Consider the following 19,513-nt stretch of genomic DNA (forward strand, 5'->3'; position numbering starts at 1 on the left):
GACTGCCGCCTGAAACGCGACACCCCCGGCCTGTGCCGGGGGTGTCGCGTTCTTCATCGCTGTCTTGATCGCCTTGCAGCGTCCTGCACCGGCATCATTCGAGCAACGTCACTGGCGAATTCCCTCGAAGGTCACATAAAGCTCGAGCTCATGCATCGGCTCGGGGAAGCTCGACATGTCGATGCCGTAATCGGCAAGCGTCAGGGTAGTAGTGCCCTCGAAACCGGCACGATAGTTGCCCCAGGGATCTTCGCCCTCGCCGAGCAGCGTGACCGGCATCTCGATCTCGTTGGTTTCCCCATGCAGTGTCAGGTCGCCGGTCAGCACACCCTCGTTCTCGCCGGTGGGCTCGAAGCCGGTGGAGGTGAAGGTGGCCGTGGGGTACTCCCCAGCGTCGAGGAAGTCCTCGCTCTTGATGTGCTTGTCACGCTCGGCGTGATTGGTGGTCAAGCTGGTCACGTCCACCTCGACGTTCGCCGAGGAAGCATCGGGATTCTCGGGATCATAGCTGAAGCCCCCTGAGAACTCCTCGAAGGAACCGAGGATGTAGGAAAAGCCCAGATGGCTGATCTTGAATTGCACGAAGGCATGCTGGCCCTCGGTATCGATGGTGTAGTCGGCAGCTTGAGCTTGGGCGAAAGGCACCAGCGTGGCGGTGGCCAGGGCGGCGCTCAGCACAGTCTTCTTGAACATCATGTCCTCTCCTTGTGGTTGGATGATGCAATGCGTCCACCACCCTCGGTCAGTGGCGGCGCGTGTAGCGCGGCAGCAACATGCGCACGAGAACATCGTGATGATCGATCAGATGATGCTTGAAGGCTGCCAGGGCATGGCCAGCCGCCAGCACGATCAACGCCCAGGCCGCATACCAGTGGATCGTCCCCGCCAGCGTCGCCTGATCGGGCAACCCGCTGACCAGTGCCGGCACCCGGAACCAGCCGAAGACATCGATCCCGTCGCCCTCGGCGGTGGAGATCAGATAACCACTCACCAGCACGAGCAGCATGAGGCAATAGAGCAGAATGTGCCCGACATGGGCGGCGAAACGCTCCAGCCGATGTCCCCGAGCAACCGGCGTGGGCTGCAGCAGGCGCCAGACCAGCCGGCCCAGGGTCGCGAACAGCAGCAGCATGCCCACGCTGCGGTGCCACCAGGGCGCCAGGTTATACCAGCTATCGTAATAGCCCAGCCCGGTCATCCACCAGCCCAGCACGAAGAGGCCGACGATGACCAGCGCGCTGAGCCAGTGCAACAGGATACTGACGAGCCCCCAACCAAAACGCGTGTTACCCCACATGCGCGATCTTCCCGAAACGTCATGACATGGGCGTCACTATACGTTGCGCCGATCATCCGGTCCGCTGAAAATAGCCGAACGCTTCATTCGGAAAAACCATTCGACGTACAGGCACCTGCCAAGGCATCCAGACCACGCGCCAGGTCAACACGAATGTCCTCGAGGTCCTCGAGGCCGACAGCCACGCGGATCAATCCCTCGCTGATGCCGGCCGATGCCTTCTGTGCTTCCGACAGGCGTCCATGGGTCGTGGTGCCGGGATGGGTGATGGTGCTCTTGGCATCGCCGAGGTTGCCGGTGATCGACAACAATCGGGTGGCATCGATCACCGACCAGGCGCCTTCGCGCCCGCCTCGTACCTCGAAACCGAGCACGGCACCGAACGCCCCTTGCTGACGCGCCGCCAGCTCATGCTGCGCATGGGAAGTCAACCCACTGTAATGGACCCGCTCCACCGCCGGATGCGCCTCCAGCCATTCGGCCAGCGCCTGGGCATTGGCGCAATGCGCCCGCATGCGCAAGCTGAGCGTCTCGAGTCCCTTGGTGAAGATCCAGGCGTTGAAGGGGCTGAGACACGGACCACAGGTACGCACCACGCCGAAGACCTCCTCGAGGAGCTTGTCGGGGCCGACGACGGCACCGCCGACCGCCCTGCCCTGTCCATCGAGATACTTGGTCGCGGAGTGAATCACCAGATCCGCGCCCAGTGCCAACGGACGCTGCAGTGCCGGCGTCAGAAAGCAGTTGTCGATGGCGAGCCAGGCGTCATGCCGGTGGGCAATCTCGGCCAAGGCGCCGATATCGACCACTTCGGACAGCGGGTTGGAAGGCGTCTCAGCGAACAGCAGTTTGGTCGCCGGCGTCAGCGCCGCTTCCCAGTCTTCGAGATTCGACAGCTCGACATACCGGGTCGTGATGCCCAGCTTGCCCAGATACTTGTCGAACAGGCTGACCGTGGAGCCGAACAGGGAACGGGAGGCGACGATCTCGTCGCCGGCGGACAGCAGCGCCAGCGCCGTGGAGAGAATCGCCGACATGCCCGAAGCCGTGGCCACGCAGCGCTCTCCGCCCTCCAGCGCGGCCAGGCGACGCTCGAAAGTATGCACCGTGGGATTGGTGAAGCGGGAGTAGATATTGCCCGGCTCCTCGCCACCGAACTTGCGTGCCGCCTCCGCCGCACTGCCGTAGACGAAGCTGGACGTCGGAAAGATGGGCTCGCTGTGTTCCTGCTCGGCAGTCCGCCGGTGACCGGCACGCACTGCCAGGGTGGACAGCCCCCAGTCCTCGCCGACCTGGTCGTCATCGTGCATGGCACCCCCTCAGTCGATGTCGTCTTCCTGATTATGCATGCCGACCAGCGCATGGTCGCCGGCACTCGACAGCTTGGCTTCGTCGTTGCGCATCGCCTCCAGCTCGGCCAGGTAGGCTTCGTCGATGTCGCCGGTGATGTAGTGCCCATCGAACACCGAACAGTCGAATTCGTCCAGAGCCGGGTTCACTTCGCGACACGCTGCCTTCAGGTCATCCAGATCCTGATAGACCATCCGGTCCGCGCCGATCAGCTCACCGACCTCGACTTCGCTACGGCCATGGGCGATCAATTCGCTGGCCGCCGGCATGTCGATGCCATAGACATTGGGATAGCGAACCGGCGGCGCCGCCGAGGCGAAATAGACCTTGCGGGCACCGGCCTCCCGGGCCATCTGGATGATCTGGCGACAGGTCGTGCCCCGTACAATGGAATCATCCACCAGCAGCACGTTCTTGCCCTTGAACTCGATATCGATGGCATTGAGCTTCTGACGCACCGACTTCTTGCGCTGGGTCTGCCCCGGCATGATGAAGGTTCGGCCGATGTAGCGATTCTTCATGAAGCCTTCGCGGAAGGTCACGCCAAGGTGCTGGGCCAGTTCCAGGGCCGAGGTCCGCGACGTATCGGGAATCGGGATGACCACGTCGATGTCGTGATCCGGCCATTCGCTCTTGATGCGATCCCCCAGCTTGCGCCCCATCTGCATGCGCGTGCCATAGACGTAAGCCCCATCGAGCAGGGTGTCGGGGCGCGCCAGGTAGACATGCTCGAAGATGCACGGCGCCAGGCGCGGATGATCCGCGCAGCTCTGGGTATGGATGTTGCCGTCCATGTCGACGAACATCGCCTCGCCGGGCGCCAGATCGCGATGCAGTTCGAAGCCGCCGACATCCAGCGCCACCGACTCGGAAGCGATCATCACTTCCTGGCCTTCCCCCTCGTCGCGCGTTCCGAAGACCACCGGACGAATACCGTTGGGATCCCGGAAGGCCACCATGCCGACGCCATTGATGATCGACACGGCCGCATAGCCGCCACGACACCGGCGATGCACGCGTCGCACGGCATCGAAGATGTCGCCCGGGGCCAGGTGAAGCCCCTGCTTGCCCAGCTCATGGGCGAAGACATTGAGCAGCACCTCGGAATCGGAACTGGTATTGATGTGACGCAGGTCGGAGGAGAACAGCTCCTGCTTTAGCTGGTCGGAATTCGTCAGGTTGCCATTGTGGGCCAGGGTGATGCCGAAGGGAGAGTTGACATAGAACGGCTGGGACTCCGCCTCGCTGGAGGAGCCGGCGGTGGGATAACGCACATGGCCGATCCCCAGGTTCCCCTTGAGACGCGCCATGTGACGGGTATGGAAGACATCCCGGACCAGACCGTTGCTCTTGCGCAGCAGGAAGCGACCCTCATTCCAGGTCATCATGCCGGCGGCATCCTGGCCGCGGTGCTGCAGCACCGTCAGGGCATCATAGATCCCCTGGTTCACCGCCTGCTTGGCCATCAGGCCCACGATCCCGCACATTACTGCTTACCTCGCTTGCCGTAAGGAAGGGATGGCAACGCACCATCCCGATATTCACACTATTCTGGATCCGGCTCCGCGCTTCCCTGCACCTGCCGCGATGTCGTTGGCTCGTCCGGCGTGGACAACGCCTCCAGGGACGATGCCGAAGCGGGCAGACGGTCTTCCCAGGCCAGTAGCTGGCCTACCGACCAAGCCCGCAGTCGCTCCAGCTCGGGTCGTAGCTCAGCCTGCTGCCAGGCCTGCAACTGTGACAACGGCGTCAGGCCGATCAGGATGGTCGCCAGCACCAGCACCGCCGCTCCCTTGGCCAAGCCGAAGGCGGCACCGGCGAGACGATTGAACAGGCCCATGCCGACCCACTCCACCGCCGCATGCATCAGGCGAATGATCAGTCCGCAGGCCAGAATGACCACGAAGACCACCAGCACGAACGCCAGCACCAGGCGGCCATCAGGGCTTTCGATCATGCCCGAGAACACATCGGCCACCGGTGCGGACAGCCAACGCGCCGCCAGCAGAGCGACGATCCATGAGGCAAGCCCCAGAGCCTCGCGGATCAGCCCTCTGAACAACCCCGTCAGAGTGGTCACGGCCAGTACGCCAATGCACAGCCAGTCGAGCCAGGTCAGCGCCATCCCGTTCACTCGGTCCTCACCAGCAGGCCTTGCAGATTGAGCCCGGCCTTGAGCTTGCCCATCACGTTTTCGGCCACTTCCGAACTGGCATAGGGGCCGACGTAAACCGTGGTCAGGTCATTGTCGCGCGCACGGTGATAGGCGGGATAGCCCTGTTCTTCCAGGCGTGCCTGCAGGCGCTCGGCATTGCCGGACTGCCCGAAGCTGCCAACCTGAATCGCCCAGTCACCGCCCGGCGTCGCCTCCGCCTGGCGCTCATCGGCGGCTCGGGCGAGCTCGGCAATGGGATCCTCTTGCTGGCCGGCCGCCGCACGCTCGTCGTCGGCAGCGGCTTCATCGTCGCTTGTCGTCTGGCGGTTCGATGCCACCTCATCAGCGTCCGCCGCCTCGGTCTCCTCGCTCGCCACCGGCGCCTGACTCGCGGTGTCGCCGTCAGTCACCACGCGTTCCACGGGCGCCTGATCCACCTCGGTCGCGGTCTCCGCGGAGGCGCTTTCGTCGAGGCTCTCCGGCGGCGCCGGCTCCTCGAGGTCGCGACGCTCGACCTCGATCGGTTGCTCGATGGTCAGCACGGGTTCGGGACGGTCCTCGCGCGGTGCCGGATCGTCGAACAGCAGGGGGACGAAGATCACCGCCAGGGCAATGAGAATCAAGGCACCACTGATCCGCTCGCGCATACCGTATTTCATGTCATTCCCTCGCTCGGCCTGTCATCCGTTTCAGTCTGCGCCCGTGCCGCCCAGGCCGCCAGCACGCCTCCAACGGTGAAGAAGGAGCCACAGACCAGCACACGATCCTGCGGCGCAAGATGCGCCTCCAGCCAGGCCGCCCCCTGGGCCGGCGAGACGTCGCAGTGCACGACCTCCTGGTCAAGCGCCTCGAGACGTGTCGCCAGCTCGTCGGCACTGCGTGCCCGCTCCCCCTCCAGGGTCACCGGCACCCAGGCATCGATCGACGGCGCCAGCGCTTCGATCACCCCATCAGCATCCTTGTCGCCCAGCATGCCGAGCAGCGCGAAGGTTCGTCCCGCAACGGGGCGCTCGGCGAGTCGGCCGGCCACATAAGCCGCCGCTTGAGGATTATGCCCCACATCCAGGCACCAGGCTCCGCGCCACTGCATCCGACCAGGCAGCACGACGCTTCCCAGGGCCTGCCGGCTGGCAGTCTCGTCAAGCTCGACACCAGCCAGCTGCAAGGCCATCAGGGCGGTGGCGGCATTATCCAGCGGCAGTCCCGGATCGGGCAGCCCCCGCAGCGCTTGTCCGATGTCGCACCACCAGCGCCACGACGCCGCCTCCCGCTCGACCCCGTAGGCCGTGCCCAGGGCATGCACCGGTGCCGACAACGCCTCGGCGGTAGAGCGCACACTGGCCGGCAGATCGGAAGAGCCCAGCACGGCGGGCCGCCCGGCACGCATGATGCCCGCCTTCTCACGGCCGATGCCTTCGAGATCGTCGCCAAGAAAAGCCGCGTGGTCACGGGCGATGGTGGTCACCACCGCCACATCGGCATCGAGAACATTGACCGCATCGAGGCGTCCGCCTAGCCCTACCTCGAGGATCGCCACCTCCGGGGAGAAAGCGCGGATGGCGTGCAGCGCTCCCAGCGTGCCGACTTCGAAGTAGGTCAGGCTGATCGGCTCGCCATCGAGGCGTGCGGCTTCCACCGCCTCGAAGCCGGCGATCAGGGTCGCATCATCGGCTTCGTGGCCGTCCAGACACAATCGCTCGTTGTAGCGCAGTAGATGAGGAGAGGTATAGGTGGCCGCGGACAGGCCATGGTGTCGGGCCAGCGCATCGAGCATGGCCACGGTGGAGCCCTTGCCATTGGTGCCGGCCACGGTGATCACGCGTCCGGCCACCGGGCCGTCGAGCAACCCCATGCGACGAGCGACCTCGGCCACCCGCTCGAGGCCGAGGTCGATACCCACCGGATGAGCTGCCTCCAGTCGACTCAGCCAGGCATCGAGCGGGGAAGGAGAAGCGTCTCGCATGTCTGCGAACTCAACGATTGTCGTCGCGGCGTGGCGGCTCGTCGGCTTCCTCGCTATCCGTCCCGGCTCGCTCGTCGCTCGGCGCCTCGGGTTCGGTCGTCGCCGGCTCCTCAGGCGATGGCTCGGCTTGCTGCGCCGCATCGACGAGATCCGGCTCGCCGGACCCGGTCACCGCTGGCCCGTTGGCCGGTTGATGGGTCAGCTTGCGCAAGACGCCGCCAAGCCGCTCGCGGATCTCCTGGCGATGGACGATCATGTCCACGGCACCATGCTCGAGCAGAAACTCGCTGCGCTGGAAGCCCTCGGGCAACTGCTCGCGAACCGTCTGCTCGATGACCCGGGGGCCGGCAAAGCCGATCAGCGCATTGGGTTCGGCGACATTGAGATCGCCGAGCATGGCCAATGACGCCGATACGCCGCCGAACACCGGATCGGTCAGCACCGAAATGTAAGGCACGCCGGCCTGCTTGAGTTTCTCCAGGGCAGCAGAGGTCTTGGCCATCTGCATCAGCGAGAACAGCGCCTCCTGCATGCGCGCCCCGCCCGAAGCGGAGAAGCACACCAGCGGAATGCCTTCATCCAGGGCCTGGGTTGCGGCACGCACGAACTTCTCGCCCACCACGGCCCCCATCGAGCCACCCATGAAGGTGAACTCGAAGGCCACGGCCACCACCGGCAGCCCTTCCAGGGTCCCCCGCATGGCCACCAGGCCATCTTTCTCGCCGGTGGCCTTCTGGGCCGCACTGAGGCGATCCTTGTACTTCTTGGAGTCACGGAACTTGAGACGGTCGACGGGTTCGAGGTCGGCGGCGATTTCCTCGCGCCCCTCCTTGTCGAGGAACCAGTCCAGCCGCTTGCGTGCCGTCAGTCGCAGATGATGATCACACTTGGGGCAGACGTTGTGGTGCTTTTCGAGTTCCGGCAGATAAAGCACCGACTCGCACTTCGGGCACTTTCGCCACAGGCCGTCGGGGACGCTCGTACGCCGCTCCTTGCGCTGAATGCGCCCCACCGAGGGCACGATCTTGTCTAGCCAGCTCATGTCAGAATCGCTTCCCTTTGTGCTGTCGCCCCCGCATGGCGGGGGCCAAGTCGAATCAGTTGGCAGGCCAGGCTGCCGCTAGGCGTCCAGTGCCTGGCGCATCTCACCCAGGACCGCCTCCAGGGCGGCGGGAATCGCCTCGGGTCGTTCGGCGTTTTCGGCGATGCGGCTGACCAGGGCACTGCCGACGATCACCCCGTCGGCCACACGTCCGACGGCGGCGGCCGAAGCCCCGTCACGAATGCCGAAGCCCACACACAGGGGCAGGTCGGTCATCTCGCGCAGCGGCGCCAGGTGGGCCGCGATGTCATCGGCATCGGCAGCGGCCCCGCCGGTCACGCCCTTGAGCGAAACATAGTAGAGATACCCTTCGCCATGGGCGCATATTGTAGCGGCCCGGGCGCGGGAAGTGGTAGGGGCCACCAGGAAGATCGAGGACAGGCCCCGCGACTCGAGCACCGGCCCCAGCAGATCCGCCTCTTCCGGCGGCATGTCGACGAGCAGCACGCCATCGACACCGGCCTCGCTGGCCTGGTCGGCGAACGCCTCGAAGCCGAACCGCTCCACGGGATTGAGATAGCCCATCAGCACCACCGGCGTCTCGGCGTCGTCACGGCGAAATTCCCTGACCATCTCGAACAGATGCCCCAGGCGCACGCCATGGCGCAAGGCGCGCTCGCAGGCCTTCTGGATCACCGGGCCATCGGCCATCGGGTCGGAAAACGGCACCCCCAGCTCGATGATATCGGCACCGGCACGCACCAGGGCATGCATGAAGTCCACCGTATGCGCCGGCGCGGGGTCACCCGCGGTGATGTAGGGAATCAGCGCGCGGCGGCCCTGTGCCTTGAGATCGGCAAAACGTTGATCGATACGGTTCATCAGACTGCCTCAGAATTCGATGCCGTCGAGCTTGGCGACGGTCATGATGTCCTTGTCGCCACGTCCGGAGAGATTGACCACGATATGCTGGTCGGGTCGCATGGTCGGCGCCAGCCGCTTGGCATGGGCCAGGGCGTGGGCCGATTCCAGGGCCGGCATGATGCCTTCCACATGAGTCAACTCGCGGAAGGCCTCGAGCACCTCCGCGTCATCGGCCGCGACATACTCGACACGCCCCACATCCTTCCAGAAAGCGTGCTCCGGCCCGACACCGGGATAATCCAGGCCCGCCGAGACCGAGTGAGTGTCGGACACCTGCCCGCCTTCGTCGGACATCAAGTAGGTGCGATTGCCATGCAGGACCCCGCGCGGCGCGCCGGACGCCAGCGGCGCCGCGTGACGGCCGGTCGCCAGCCCATCGCCTCCGGCTTCCACGCCGATCATGGCAACGTCGTCATCCTCGGCAAAGGGATAGAAGAGCCCCATGGCATTGGAACCTCCCCCGACGCAGGCGATCAAGGCATCGGGCAGGCGACCGAACTCTTCCAGGGACTGACGACGCGCCTCGCGGCCGACCACGGCGTTGAAATCGCGCACCAGCATCGGATAGGGATGCGGCCCCGCCACGGTGCCGATGATGTAGAAGGTATCATCGACGTTGGTCACCCAGTCGCGCAGCGCCTCATTCATCGCGTCCTTGAGGGTGCGGGTGCCGGACTCCACCGGAATGACCTCGGCCCCCAGCAGGCGCATGCGATAGACGTTGAGCTTCTGGCGCTCGACATCCTCGGCGCCCATGTAGATCTCGCACGCCAATCCCAGGCGTGCGGCCACGGTGGCCGTGGCCACGCCATGCTGTCCCGCGCCGGTCTCGGCAATGACCCTGGGCTTGCCGCTCTTCTTGGCGAGCAGCGCCTGGCCGATGGTGTTGTTCACCTTGTGGGCGCCGGTGTGGTTGAGGTCCTCGCGCTTGAGCCAGATCTGCGCCCCACCGAGCTGCTTCGACCATCGCTCGGCATGATAGAGCGGTGACGGGCGCCCCACGTAGTGGGCCAGGTCATAGTCGAATTCCGCCTGGAAATCCGGGTCCTCGCGAAGACGTCGATACGTCTTCTCCAGATCCTCCAGGGCGAAGCTCAGGGTCTCCGAAACGAACCGGCCACCATAGGGGCCGAAGTGGCCACGGTCGTCCGGCAGTCGGGTCAGGTCACTGAACTTGCTCACGAAAGACACCTCACAGGATCGGTGTAGGGTTGTAGGTGAAGCGCGAAAGGCGATCAGGCGTCGGCGCGTCGCACCGCGTCCAGAAAGGCCGTCATGGCATCGACGTCCTTGCATCCGGGCGCAGTCTCGATACCGCCGGAAACATCCACCGCGAAGGGCGCCACCGTCGCGATGGCCTCGGCCACATTGGCCGGCGTGAGGCCTCCGGCGAGGATAACAGGTTTTGCCAGGGTTGCGGGGATTCGCGACCAATCGAAGGTCTCGCCGGTTCCACCGGGCATCCCTGGACGATAGGCGTCCAGCAGCAAGGCCCTGGCACCGGCATGGTCCCGGGCGGCGGTCTCCAGATCCAGGCCATCTCGCATGCGCAGCGCCTTGATCCAGGGCCGACCGAAGGATGCGCAACACGCCGATGACTCGTCACCATGGAACTGCAGAAGATCGAGATGCTCGGCCGCCCTTTCCACCAAGGCAGTGTCGGGATCGACGAACAACCCCACCCGGGTGACGAAGGCCGGCACCCGGGCGGCAAGCGACGCCAGCCGCTCGAGATCGATGGCTCGCCGGCTGCCGGGCCAGAGCACGAATCCCAGGGCATCGGCTCCCAGGGCCACGGCAGCATCCACATCCTCGGCCCGAGTCAGCCCACAGAATTTCACACGGGTCCGCCGCTTGGGCGTGGCATGATCAAGCATCATCGCTCTCCTCGGCATGTTCTGCCTCCGCCACGGGGCGGCCTCGCCGGAATTCGATCATGGGGCAGTCCGGCAAGGGGCGCTCGCCGGTCCACTCCCCCAGGAAAGCCAGCAGATTCGGCCCGAGGGGCTCCCGGGGCAGCGCCCAGCCGGGATCATAGAGAGAGTCGACGAAATGCAGGCCACAGGCCGGCGCCGTCACGTCACCCCGGGTCCGATCCCTGAGCGCCAGCAGCCGAGCCAGATAGTCGGTGTCCTGTTCGCCCCGCCCCACGGTCACCAGGGCGCCGACGATGTTACGGATCATGTGGTGGAGAAAGGCATTGCCCTGTACGTCCACCACCACCAGGGGGCCGTGACGATGAACCTCGATGAAATGCAGATGCCGCCAGGGCGTCTTCGACTGGCAGCCGGCCGCGCGAAAGCTCGAAAAGTCGTGCTCGCCCACCAGGACCTGGGCCGCCTCGTGCATCGCCTCGGCGTCCAGCGGGTCGCGGCACCAGGTCACATTGGCCCGCTCCAGAACGGGGCGACTGGGCTGGTTGAGCAGCACATAGCGGTAACGCCGCGCCAGCGCCTTGAAGCGGGCATGGAAGTCATCCCCCACCGGCTTGATCCAGCGTACGGCAATATCGCGCGGCAAGTTGGCATTGGTGCCGAACACCCAGGCTTTCTGGGAGCGAGCAGCCGGCGGATCGAAATGCACGATCTGGCGGGTCGCGTGGACGCCGGAGTCGGTACGTCCGCTGGCATGTACCCGCACCGCGGCACCGGCCACCCGCGACAGCGCCGCCTCGAGCGAAGCCTGCACCGAGGCGGCGTGCTTGAGACGCTGCCAGCCACAATACTGGCTGCCGTCATACTCCACGGCCATGGCCAGGCGGCCGGTCAGGGGATGGTGCTCGTCGAGGCGTTGAAAGAGACTCATGGCGCTGTCGGGTCGGTGGTTGGCAAAATCCGCCGGCAGTGTGCCGACAGTGGCATGGACGATGCCGGGGCATTATCCCCGCCGAGCGGGAGGAACGCCACCCACGCCGGGGAATGGGCAACAAAAGCACAAGGGCGCCCCTTCCGGGACGCCCCTTCCGTGGCCTCGCAATGACGATGTCCGCCTTCGGGCGCCACCGTCCAGGACCTTACTGTTCGCGCAGGATCTTGAGCATCCGCTTGAGCGGCTCCGCCGCCCCCCACAGCAACTGGTCGCCGACGCTGAAGGCGGAAAGGTATTCACCGCCCATGGCCAGCTTGCGCAGGCGCCCCACCGGCACGGTCAGGGTGCCGGTAGCCGCGGCCGGTGTCAGGCCGTCGTTGGTGGCATCCTTGTCGTTGGGAATCAGCTTGACCCAGTCGTTGTGGGTCGCGATGCGCTCCTCGATCTCGTCGAGCGGCACATCCTGCTTGAGCTTGATGGTAAAGGCCTGGCTGTGGGAGCGCATGGCACCGATGCGTACGCAGAGCCCATCGATGGGCACCGGATTGTCCTGCCGACCGAGAATCTTGTTGGTCTCCACCGAGCCCTTCCACTCTTCGCGACTCTGGCCGTTGTCGAGCTTGGAGTCGATCCAGGGCAGCAGGCTACCGGCCAGCGGCGCACCGAAGTTGTCGACCGGGAAGTCGCCGCCGCGCATGGCCGCGGTGACCTTGCGGTCGATGTCGAGGATGGCGCTGCCGGGGTCGGCCAGCTCCGTGGACACGCTGTCGCGCAGCGCTCCCATCTGGTTGAGCAGCTCGCGCATGTGCTTGGCGCCGGAGCCGGAAGCCGCCTGATAGGTCATGGAGGTCATCCACTCGACCATATCGGCCTCGAACAGGCCACCCAGGCCCATCATCATCAGGCTGACGGTGCAGTTGCCGCCGACGAAGGTCCTGGCCCCACGGGCCAGTTGCTCGTCGATGACCTTGCGGTTGACCGGGTCCAGCACGATGGTGGCCTCGTCGGCCATGCGCAAGGTGCTGGCGGCATCGATCCAGTAGCCTTTCCAGCCACCGCCGCGCAGATCATCAAAGACCTTCTTGGTGTAGTCGCCGCCCTGGCAGGTGACGATCACGTCAAGGACCTTCAGCGCTTCCAGGTCGAAGGCATCCTTCAGCGGAGGCACGTCCACGCCGACGTCGGGGCCAGGCTGACCGACCTGGGAGGTGGTGAAGAAGACCGGCTCGATGCCATTGAAGTCTCCATCTTCCACCATGCGTTGCATGAGCACGGAGCCCACCATGCCACGCCATCCGACAAAACCGACTTTCAACATGTGAAGTCCTCCAGAAAAAGTGAACCTGTTAGTATACAGCAAGCCGCGCCGAGCATCGACGCGGCATCCGGACAGCCTCTGGGCTCATGTCCGGTCGACGTTCCTACGGCGTCTCGAAGGCTGCCAGCACGGCATCGCCCATCTCGGCGGTCGACACCGCGCGCTCGCCTTCGGCGGCGATATCGGCGGTTCTAAGGCCATCATCCAGCACCTTGCCGACAGCGGCTTCGATACGCTCGGCCAGCGCCGGCTCGGCCAGCGAATAGCGCAACATCATGGCCACGGAGAGAATGGTCGCCAGGGGGTTCGCCAGTCCCTGGCCGGCGATGTCCGGCGCGCTGCCGTGGCAGGGCTCGTACATGCCCTGCCCGCTCTCGTTGAGTGACGCCGAGGGCAGCATGCCGATCGACCCTGTCAGCATGGCCGCGGCATCGGAGAGGATGTCGCCGAACATGTTGCCGGTGACCACCACGTCGAACTGCTTGGGCGCGCGGACCAGTTGCATGGCAGCATTGTCGACGTACATGTGCGACAACTCGACGTCCGGATATTCCGGCGCCAGGCGCTCCATGACCTCGCGCCACAGCATGGTCACCTCGAGCACGTTGGCCTTGTCGACCGAACACAGTTTCTTGCCGCGTTTCCGGGCCATCTCGAAGGCCATGCGACCGATGCGCTCGATCTCGGCTTCGGCGTAGACATAGGTGTTGTAGCCCACCCGCTGGCCGTTGCGCTCCTCGATGCCGCGCGGCTGACCGAAGTAGATGCCACCGGTCAGCTCGCGCACGATCATGATGTCGAGACCGGCGACCAGCTCGGGCTTGAGACTCGAGGCCCCGGCCAGCTGCGGATAGAGCAGCGCCGGTCGCAGGTTGCCGAACAGGCCGAGCTCCTTGCGCAGGCCCAGCAGGCCCTTCTCGGGACGCTTGCTGATGTCCTCGAGCTTGTCCCACTTGGGACCGCCCACGGCCCCGAGCAGCACGGCATCGGCGGCCTTGGCCCTAGTCAGAGTGCCTTCCGGCAGCGGCGAGCCCTCGAGATCATAGGCGGCACCGCCAACCGGCGCCTCTTCTACCTCGACATCCAGTCCCTGCGCCTGGCAGGCGGCCAGCACCCGGCTGGCCTGGGCGGTGATCTCCGGGCCAATGCCATCGCCCGGGAGAACCAGAATCTTGCGTGTCATCGTGTTTTCCTTGTTGAGTGGGCGGAGCTGATTCGGAGGCAGGCCGTCGAGGAGGCGCTGTAAACCCATCCGTGGGCGCTACCGACGCCATCCCTGGCGTCGGACCTCCTCTCCGGCCTGCTCCCGACGCTCCGCTGCCATATGCGTTGAGAAGCCGACCCTGATCGGCACCGGCCGTTAAGGCGGAGCGCCTCTCTTGCCGATTCAGGCTTCCCGAAACAGCCAGGGGCGCTCCGCCCTGTGCCGTTTTTCGAACGCATGGATGGCGTCTTCGTCCTGCAGGGTGATGCCGATGTCGTCGAGTCCTTCGAGCAGGCAGTGCTTGCGAAAGGCATCCACTTCAAACTCGAGCACCTCTCCCGACGGTGTAATGACGCGCTGCTGCTCCAGATCCACGTCGAGGCGATAGCCCTCGTTCGCCGCCACTTCCTCGAACAACCGGTCGACCTCGGCCTCGGAAAGCTTGATCAGCAGGATGCCGTTCTTGAAGGCGTTGTTGTAGAAGATGTCGGCGAAACTCGGGGCAATCACCACCCGGAAGCCATAATCGGCCAACGCCCAGGGCGCATGCTCGCGGGAGCTGCCGCAACCGAAGTTCTGGCGCGCCAGCAGGATGCTCGCCCCATGGTAACGAGGCTGATTGAGCACGAAGTCCGGGTTGAGCGGACGCCCCGAGACGTCCTGGCCGGGCTGACCTTCGTCGAGGTAGCGCAGCTCATCGAACAGGTTGACGCCAAAGCCGCTGCGCTTGATCGACTTCAGGAACTGCTTGGGAATGATCAGGTCGGTGTCGACGTTGGCGCGATCCAGCGGCGCAACAAGGCCGTCGAGACGTTCGAATTTCTGCATGGCTCAAGCCTCCTGAGCTTCGGCATCGAAGTGGCGAACATCCACGAAGTGACCAGCGATGGCAGCCGCGGCGGCCATCGCCGGGCTCACCAGATGGGTCCGGCCGCCATAGCCCTGGCGCCCCTCGAAGTTGCGATTCGAGGTCGAGGCACAATGCTCGCCGGCACCCAGCTTATCGGCATTCATGGCCAAGCACATGGAACAGCCTGGCTCGCGCCACTCGAAGCCGGCATCGATGAAGATCCGGTCGAGTCCCTCCTCCTCGGCCTGGCGCTTCACCAGCCCGGAGCCGGGCACCACCATGGCCAGGGCAATCGAGTCGGCGACCTTGTGGCCCTTGGCAACCTTGGCCGCCGCGCGCAGGTCCTCGATGCGCGAATTGGTGCAGGAGCCGATGAAGACCTTGTCGAGCCGGATATCAGTGATCTTCTGCTTCGGCGCCAGCCCCATGTATTCCAGCGCCCGCGTGATGCCGGTGCGCGTCGTGTCGTCCTCGGCATCGGCCGGATCGGGCACCTCGCCGCCGATACCGGTGACCATCTCAGGGCTGGTGCCCCAGGAGACCTGAGGCTCGATCTCGGCGGCATCCAGGGTCACCACCTTGTCGAACTCGGCGTCGGCATCGGACACCAGGTTCCGCCAATCGGCCACCGCCGCCTCCCACTGTTCGCCCCGGGGGGCGTAGTGGCGATCGCGGAGGTAATCGATGGTCGTGTCGTCCACGGCGATGAGTCCGACTCGCGCACCGGCTTCGATGGCCATGTTGCAGACCGTCATCCGGCCCTCCATGGAGAGCCCACGAATGGCACTGCCGGCAAACTCGATGGCGTAACCCGTACCTCCGGCGGTGCCGATACGGCCGATGATGGCCAGGACCACGTCCTTGGCGGTAACGCCTTCGCCAAGCTCGCCTTCCACTCGCACCTGCATGTTCTTCATCTTCTGCGCCAGCAGGCACTGGGTAGCCAGCACGTGCTCCACCTCGGAGGTGCCGATGCCATGGGAAAGCGCCGCAAAGGCACCGTGGGTCGCCGTGTGGGAGTCCCCGCAGACGACGGTCATGCCGGGCAGGGTCGCCCCCTGTTCCGGGCCCACCACATGGACGATGCCCTGGCGCGGGTCATTGATGCGGAATTCCTCGATGCCGAAGGATTCGCAGTTGTCGTCCAGAGTCTGCACCTGGATCAGCGACACCGGATCCTTGATCCCGGCGTTGCCCTCGGCACGTTCCAGCAAGGTGGTCGGCACGTTGTGATCCGGGGTCGCCAGGTTGGCATCCAGCCGCCAGGGCCGGCGTCCTGCCAGTCGCAGCCCCTCGAAGGCCTGGGGCGAAGTCACTTCGTGCAGCAGATGCCGGTCGATGTAGATCAGCGCGGTACCATCGTCGCGCTCCTTCACCAGATGCTGCGACCACAGCTTGTCATAGAGTGTCTGGCCTGGCATGTCATCCTCCCGGGCAGGGCCTGTCTGGGCGTCACGGTCGGCAATTCGCTTGCCGTTATATCGTTGATTCGAGTGTCACGCGGCGCGCACATAAAAGCAATTCATGTTATTTATTTATTGGATTCCTTTCTGGAATGCAATTAAAGGAGAGACGGCGTGGACACGCAAAGCCTGCAGGCCTTCCTGGCCGTGGCCGACAGCGGCAGCTTCTCCCGGGCCGCCGAGCAGTTGCACCTGACTCAGCCGGCAGTCAGCAAGCGCATTGCCGTGCTCGAGGGGCAGATCGACGCCAGGCTCTTCGATCGCATCGGCCGGCGCGTTGCGCTGACCGAAGCCGGTCGACTGCTGCTGCCCCGAGCCCGGCGCATCCTGGTGATGGTCGACGACAGTCGCCGAGCGCTCGGCAACCTCAGCGGCGACGTCGCTGGTCGCCTGACTCTGGCGACCAGTCATCACCTCGGGCTGCATCGCTTGCCATCGTTGCTCGAGCGCTATACCCGTTGTCATCCCGAAGTGCGTCTGGACCTGCATTTCCTGGACTCCGAGCAGGCCTACCAAGGCGTGCTCGACGGAGAACTCGAGATCGCCGCGGCGACCCTGGCACCACATCCCGATGCCCAGCTGGAAACCGTGCCGGTCTGGATCGACCGCCTCTGCTTCGTCTGCGCCGAGGATCATCCGCTGGCCCGGCGCCGCCATCTGGCCCTGCATGAACTGTGCGATCACGATGCCGTGCTGCCCGGCCCACTGACCTTTACCCGCACCCTGATCGAATCGCGCTTCGCGGCCGCCGGCCTGGACCTGCCGGTGGCGATTTCCACCAATTACCTAGAGACCCTCAAGATGATGGCCAGCATCGGCCTGGGCTGGAGCCTGCTGCCCGAAAGCATGGTGGTCGGCGAGTTGCACGAACTCGACGTGGACCACCCCCCCATCCATCGCCCCCTGGGATATCTGGTCCACCGTAGTCGCACGCTTTCCAACGCTGCCCGAGCGATGCTCGACATGTTCGATGCCGCTCGCACCCCCGAAGCGCTCGCCTGGCGAGAATGAGCGATGCGATAGCCATGTGCTGACTTGTGACCGTCGGCGTGCTTGCTTAGGATGCTATGAATTTCCCCAGAACCTCCCACATGCAGCCTGAGCGAGACAACGCCCCCAACGAGGCCACCCGGCGCCGGCGCGCCCTGGCCGGACTGACGATACTGGCCGGCCTGGTCATCCAGATCACCCAGTTCAGCGGCGCCTCACCTTTCAGCCCGCACCTGGTCGGTTATGCCTTCTGGCTGAGCACCGCCCTGCTGTGGCGCGATATCCCGTCCCGGAATCGTCGGCAGGCGGGCTGGCTGGCCGCCATCGGGCTCGGTCTGTTGCTGATGGCACGCTTCGGTTTCGGTGCAGGTATCGATTGGTGGGCGGTGCTCGACGGCAACACTTATGTCGTGGCCATGCTGGTGGGGGTGAGTTTCATCGGCCTGATCGGCAACCTGCGCGGCCAATCACGACCGCCCGGCGGCCGTGCCGTGACAGGCCGCCGAGGGCTCGCCGGTACATGGCTCGGTGTGCACCTGCTCGGAACGATCCTTAACCTGTCGACGGTGTTCATGATCGGCGACCGACTGGAACGCCGTGCGCCGCTTACCACCCCACAACTGCTGGGCCTCAATCGCGGGTTGTCCAGCGCAGCCTTCTGGTCGCCCTTCTTCGCCTCCATGGGGGTCGTGATGACCCTCGCCCCGGCGATGGACTACGCCACCCTTCTCGCTCATGGTCTGCCGCTGGCATTGTGCTCGGGGTTGCTGACGCTGATCGAGCTGCCCCGCCGCTTCGACCTGACCGAAACCGCCGGTTTCTCGATGTCACCGCGCAGCCTGCTGATGCCGGTGGCCATGGCCGGCCTGGTGATGCTCTTTCACTACGTGCTGACCCCCGAGCTGTCGATCGTTGGCATCATCACCTTCCTCATGCCAACCGTGGCCCTGGCCACCAACCTCTTCCGGGGACCACACTGGACCCTGGGACGAGTGCGCCAGCATACCGTGACCCGCTTGCCAGCCATGCGCGGCGAGATCTCGCTGTTCCTCTGTGCCGGCCTGTTGACGCTGGGCCTGTCGACACTGGTCGACGCCGCCACCGGCAGCGACTGGACGTTGTTCGCCCATTTCGGTGTACCTCAGGCTTCGCTGAGCTTCCTGGCCATCGTGGCCAGCGCCGTGGTCGGCCTGCACCCCATCATCGGCGTTTCCGTCCTGGCCTCGGTACTCGACCTGCCTCCCGGGGATCAGACGCTGTTCGCCTTCGTCGCCCTGAGCGCCTGGGCAGTGGGTACCAGTGTCGGCCCGCTGTCGGGCATCAACCTATCCCTGCAAGGCCGCTATGGTGTCACCGGCACCCACATGATGCGCCATAACCTGGGGTATGCCCTGGTCATGGCGCTTCTGGTCGTCGGCACCCTCTGGTTGCTCGACGGCTGAGCGGCTCAGTCCTTCGGCGCCCTCACGAAATAACGATGTCCGCACTGGTGACAAGGCTCGATGCGCGCCACACCGGGAAGCTCGACGACGGCGTCGCAATGCACGCAAGCCATGCGACCGGGCACCGCCATCTCACCGGCGGTGTAATCGGCCCGCGAGGCCTCCAGGTCATCTTCCAGGCGCTCGCGCTCGATGAGGCTGCGATCGGCAATGGAAAACAGGGACTCGGTCACCTTGCGCGACAACACCGACAGGTCGATACCCAGCCAGCTGGCCACCCCTTCGCCGCCGGCGCCCAGGTAGCGACGCATTTCCTTGAGGTCGCGTTCGACCCAGGCACGCAACAATGACAGCTCATCACGGGTAAACTCTTCCACCTCGGCCTCGAACTCGACGGCCTCGTCGAGTTCGCGCTGCAGCGCATCGCGGTTCAACTCTCCGGCACCTTCCTTGAGGCGGTCGAGCATACGCTCATACGCCGCCTTCAGACGATGATCCCGGGATTTCGGCTCCTGTTGCTCGCTCATCTGCTTCTCCTCGTCTGACGCCCGACATTGGGCCGGCCCATAGCCGGAACCCGTCGTGCTGGGGTATCCTTGCGAGCCTACGCTTCTTCCATTTAGACGGCACGCCGTCGGCGAATCAAGCACCTTTCGCCTCATTGAGGCGACGCCTTGCGCCGACCCGCTGACATCTGCAGCACCGCC

At 65.1% G+C, this 19,513-nt stretch carries 19 protein-coding genes; 2 read left to right on the forward strand and 17 right to left on the reverse strand.

The genetic code is table 11. From position 1 onward, the window contains the following. Positions 1 to 108 precede the first annotated feature (108 nt). The 16 genes from HSDC_RS13130 to leuC form a co-directional block, all read right to left on the reverse strand. Entirely contained in the window at positions 109 to 693 is a 585-nt protein-coding gene (locus HSDC_RS13130) for a YceI family protein (RefSeq protein WP_064700511.1), read from the reverse strand. Between the two features lie 49 nt (positions 694 to 742). Further along, positions 743 to 1,297, reverse strand: a complete 555-nt coding sequence (locus HSDC_RS13135) for a cytochrome b (RefSeq protein WP_064700388.1) — start codon at positions 1,295 to 1,297, stop codon at positions 743 to 745. Between the two features lie 83 nt (positions 1,298 to 1,380). Then, the gene (locus tag HSDC_RS13140) at positions 1,381 to 2,607 is read right to left on the reverse strand and encodes an O-succinylhomoserine sulfhydrylase (RefSeq protein ID WP_064700389.1); all 1,227 of its coding nucleotides are present in this window, start codon (positions 2,605 to 2,607) and stop codon (positions 1,381 to 1,383) included. 9 nt (positions 2,608 to 2,616) lie between these two features. Then, positions 2,617 to 4,134, reverse strand: coding sequence for an amidophosphoribosyltransferase (purF, locus tag HSDC_RS13145; RefSeq protein WP_064700390.1), 1,518 nt, complete (start codon positions 4,132 to 4,134; stop codon positions 2,617 to 2,619). 59 nt (positions 4,135 to 4,193) lie between these two features. Further along, positions 4,194 to 4,772 carry a CvpA family protein gene (locus HSDC_RS13150; RefSeq protein WP_064700391.1) on the reverse strand — a complete coding sequence of 193 codons (579 nt, stop codon included), beginning with the start codon at positions 4,770 to 4,772 and terminating at the stop codon, positions 4,194 to 4,196. A gap of 5 nt (positions 4,773 to 4,777) precedes the next feature. Beyond that, the gene (locus HSDC_RS13155; RefSeq protein ID WP_064700392.1) at positions 4,778 to 5,461 is read right to left on the reverse strand and encodes an SPOR domain-containing protein; all 684 of its coding nucleotides are present in this window, start codon (positions 5,459 to 5,461) and stop codon (positions 4,778 to 4,780) included. Then, positions 5,458 to 6,765, reverse strand: coding sequence for a bifunctional tetrahydrofolate synthase/dihydrofolate synthase (gene folC, locus HSDC_RS13160; protein ID WP_064700393.1), 1,308 nt, complete (start codon positions 6,763 to 6,765; stop codon positions 5,458 to 5,460). The genes HSDC_RS13155 and folC overlap by 4 nt, the downstream gene beginning before the upstream one ends. 10 nt (positions 6,766 to 6,775) lie before the next feature. After that, entirely contained in the window at positions 6,776 to 7,807 is a 1,032-nt protein-coding gene (accD, locus tag HSDC_RS13165; RefSeq protein WP_064700394.1) for an acetyl-CoA carboxylase, carboxyltransferase subunit beta, read from the reverse strand. 78 nt (positions 7,808 to 7,885) lie between these two features. Further along, on the reverse strand, positions 7,886 to 8,689 hold the full coding sequence (trpA, locus tag HSDC_RS13170; RefSeq protein ID WP_064700395.1) for a tryptophan synthase subunit alpha: 804 nt from the start codon (positions 8,687 to 8,689) through the stop codon (positions 7,886 to 7,888). A gap of 9 nt (positions 8,690 to 8,698) precedes the next feature. Beyond that, complete coding sequence (gene trpB / locus HSDC_RS13175; RefSeq protein ID WP_064700396.1) at positions 8,699 to 9,913, reverse strand: tryptophan synthase subunit beta; 1,215 nt, start codon at positions 9,911 to 9,913, stop codon at positions 8,699 to 8,701. Positions 9,914 to 9,966: 53 nt separating this feature from the next. Continuing rightward, positions 9,967 to 10,608 carry a phosphoribosylanthranilate isomerase gene (locus HSDC_RS13180; RefSeq protein ID WP_064700397.1) on the reverse strand — a complete coding sequence of 214 codons (642 nt, stop codon included), beginning with the start codon at positions 10,606 to 10,608 and terminating at the stop codon, positions 9,967 to 9,969. After that, positions 10,601 to 11,536 (reverse strand): tRNA pseudouridine(38-40) synthase TruA, encoded by a 936-nt coding sequence (gene truA / locus HSDC_RS13185; protein WP_064700398.1) that lies wholly within the window; start codon positions 11,534 to 11,536, stop codon positions 10,601 to 10,603. The genes HSDC_RS13180 and truA overlap by 8 nt, the downstream gene beginning before the upstream one ends. A gap of 208 nt (positions 11,537 to 11,744) precedes the next feature. Continuing rightward, the gene (gene asd / locus HSDC_RS13190) at positions 11,745 to 12,857 is read right to left on the reverse strand and encodes an aspartate-semialdehyde dehydrogenase (RefSeq protein ID WP_064700399.1); all 1,113 of its coding nucleotides are present in this window, start codon (positions 12,855 to 12,857) and stop codon (positions 11,745 to 11,747) included. A gap of 103 nt (positions 12,858 to 12,960) precedes the next feature. Further along, complete coding sequence (gene leuB / locus HSDC_RS13195; protein WP_064700400.1) at positions 12,961 to 14,040, reverse strand: 3-isopropylmalate dehydrogenase; 1,080 nt, start codon at positions 14,038 to 14,040, stop codon at positions 12,961 to 12,963. Positions 14,041 to 14,244: 204 nt separating this feature from the next. Next, positions 14,245 to 14,889 carry a 3-isopropylmalate dehydratase small subunit gene (gene leuD / locus HSDC_RS13200; RefSeq protein WP_064700401.1) on the reverse strand — a complete coding sequence of 215 codons (645 nt, stop codon included), beginning with the start codon at positions 14,887 to 14,889 and terminating at the stop codon, positions 14,245 to 14,247. 3 nt (positions 14,890 to 14,892) lie between these two features. Beyond that, positions 14,893 to 16,332: a 3-isopropylmalate dehydratase large subunit gene (gene leuC / locus HSDC_RS13205; RefSeq protein WP_064700402.1), complete on the reverse strand. Its 1,440-nt coding sequence runs from the start codon at positions 16,330 to 16,332 to the stop codon at positions 14,893 to 14,895. A 156-nt stretch (positions 16,333 to 16,488) separates the two neighbouring features. On the opposite strand from leuC, the gene HSDC_RS13210 reads away from it, so the two are divergent. After that, complete coding sequence (locus tag HSDC_RS13210) at positions 16,489 to 17,385, forward strand: LysR family transcriptional regulator (RefSeq protein WP_064700403.1); 897 nt, start codon at positions 16,489 to 16,491, stop codon at positions 17,383 to 17,385. Positions 17,386 to 17,465: 80 nt separating this feature from the next. Next, positions 17,466 to 18,806, forward strand: coding sequence for a hypothetical protein (locus tag HSDC_RS13215; RefSeq protein WP_064700404.1), 1,341 nt, complete (start codon positions 17,466 to 17,468; stop codon positions 18,804 to 18,806). A gap of 5 nt (positions 18,807 to 18,811) precedes the next feature. Here HSDC_RS13215 and HSDC_RS13220 read toward each other — a convergent pair whose 3' ends face one another. Continuing rightward, positions 18,812 to 19,333, reverse strand: a complete 522-nt coding sequence (locus HSDC_RS13220; RefSeq protein ID WP_064700405.1) for a zinc ribbon-containing protein — start codon at positions 19,331 to 19,333, stop codon at positions 18,812 to 18,814. Positions 19,334 to 19,513: the final 180 nt, after the last annotated feature.

The organism is Halomonas caseinilytica, assembly GCF_001662285.1.
Classification (GTDB): domain Bacteria; phylum Pseudomonadota; class Gammaproteobacteria; order Pseudomonadales; family Halomonadaceae; genus Halomonas; species Halomonas caseinilytica.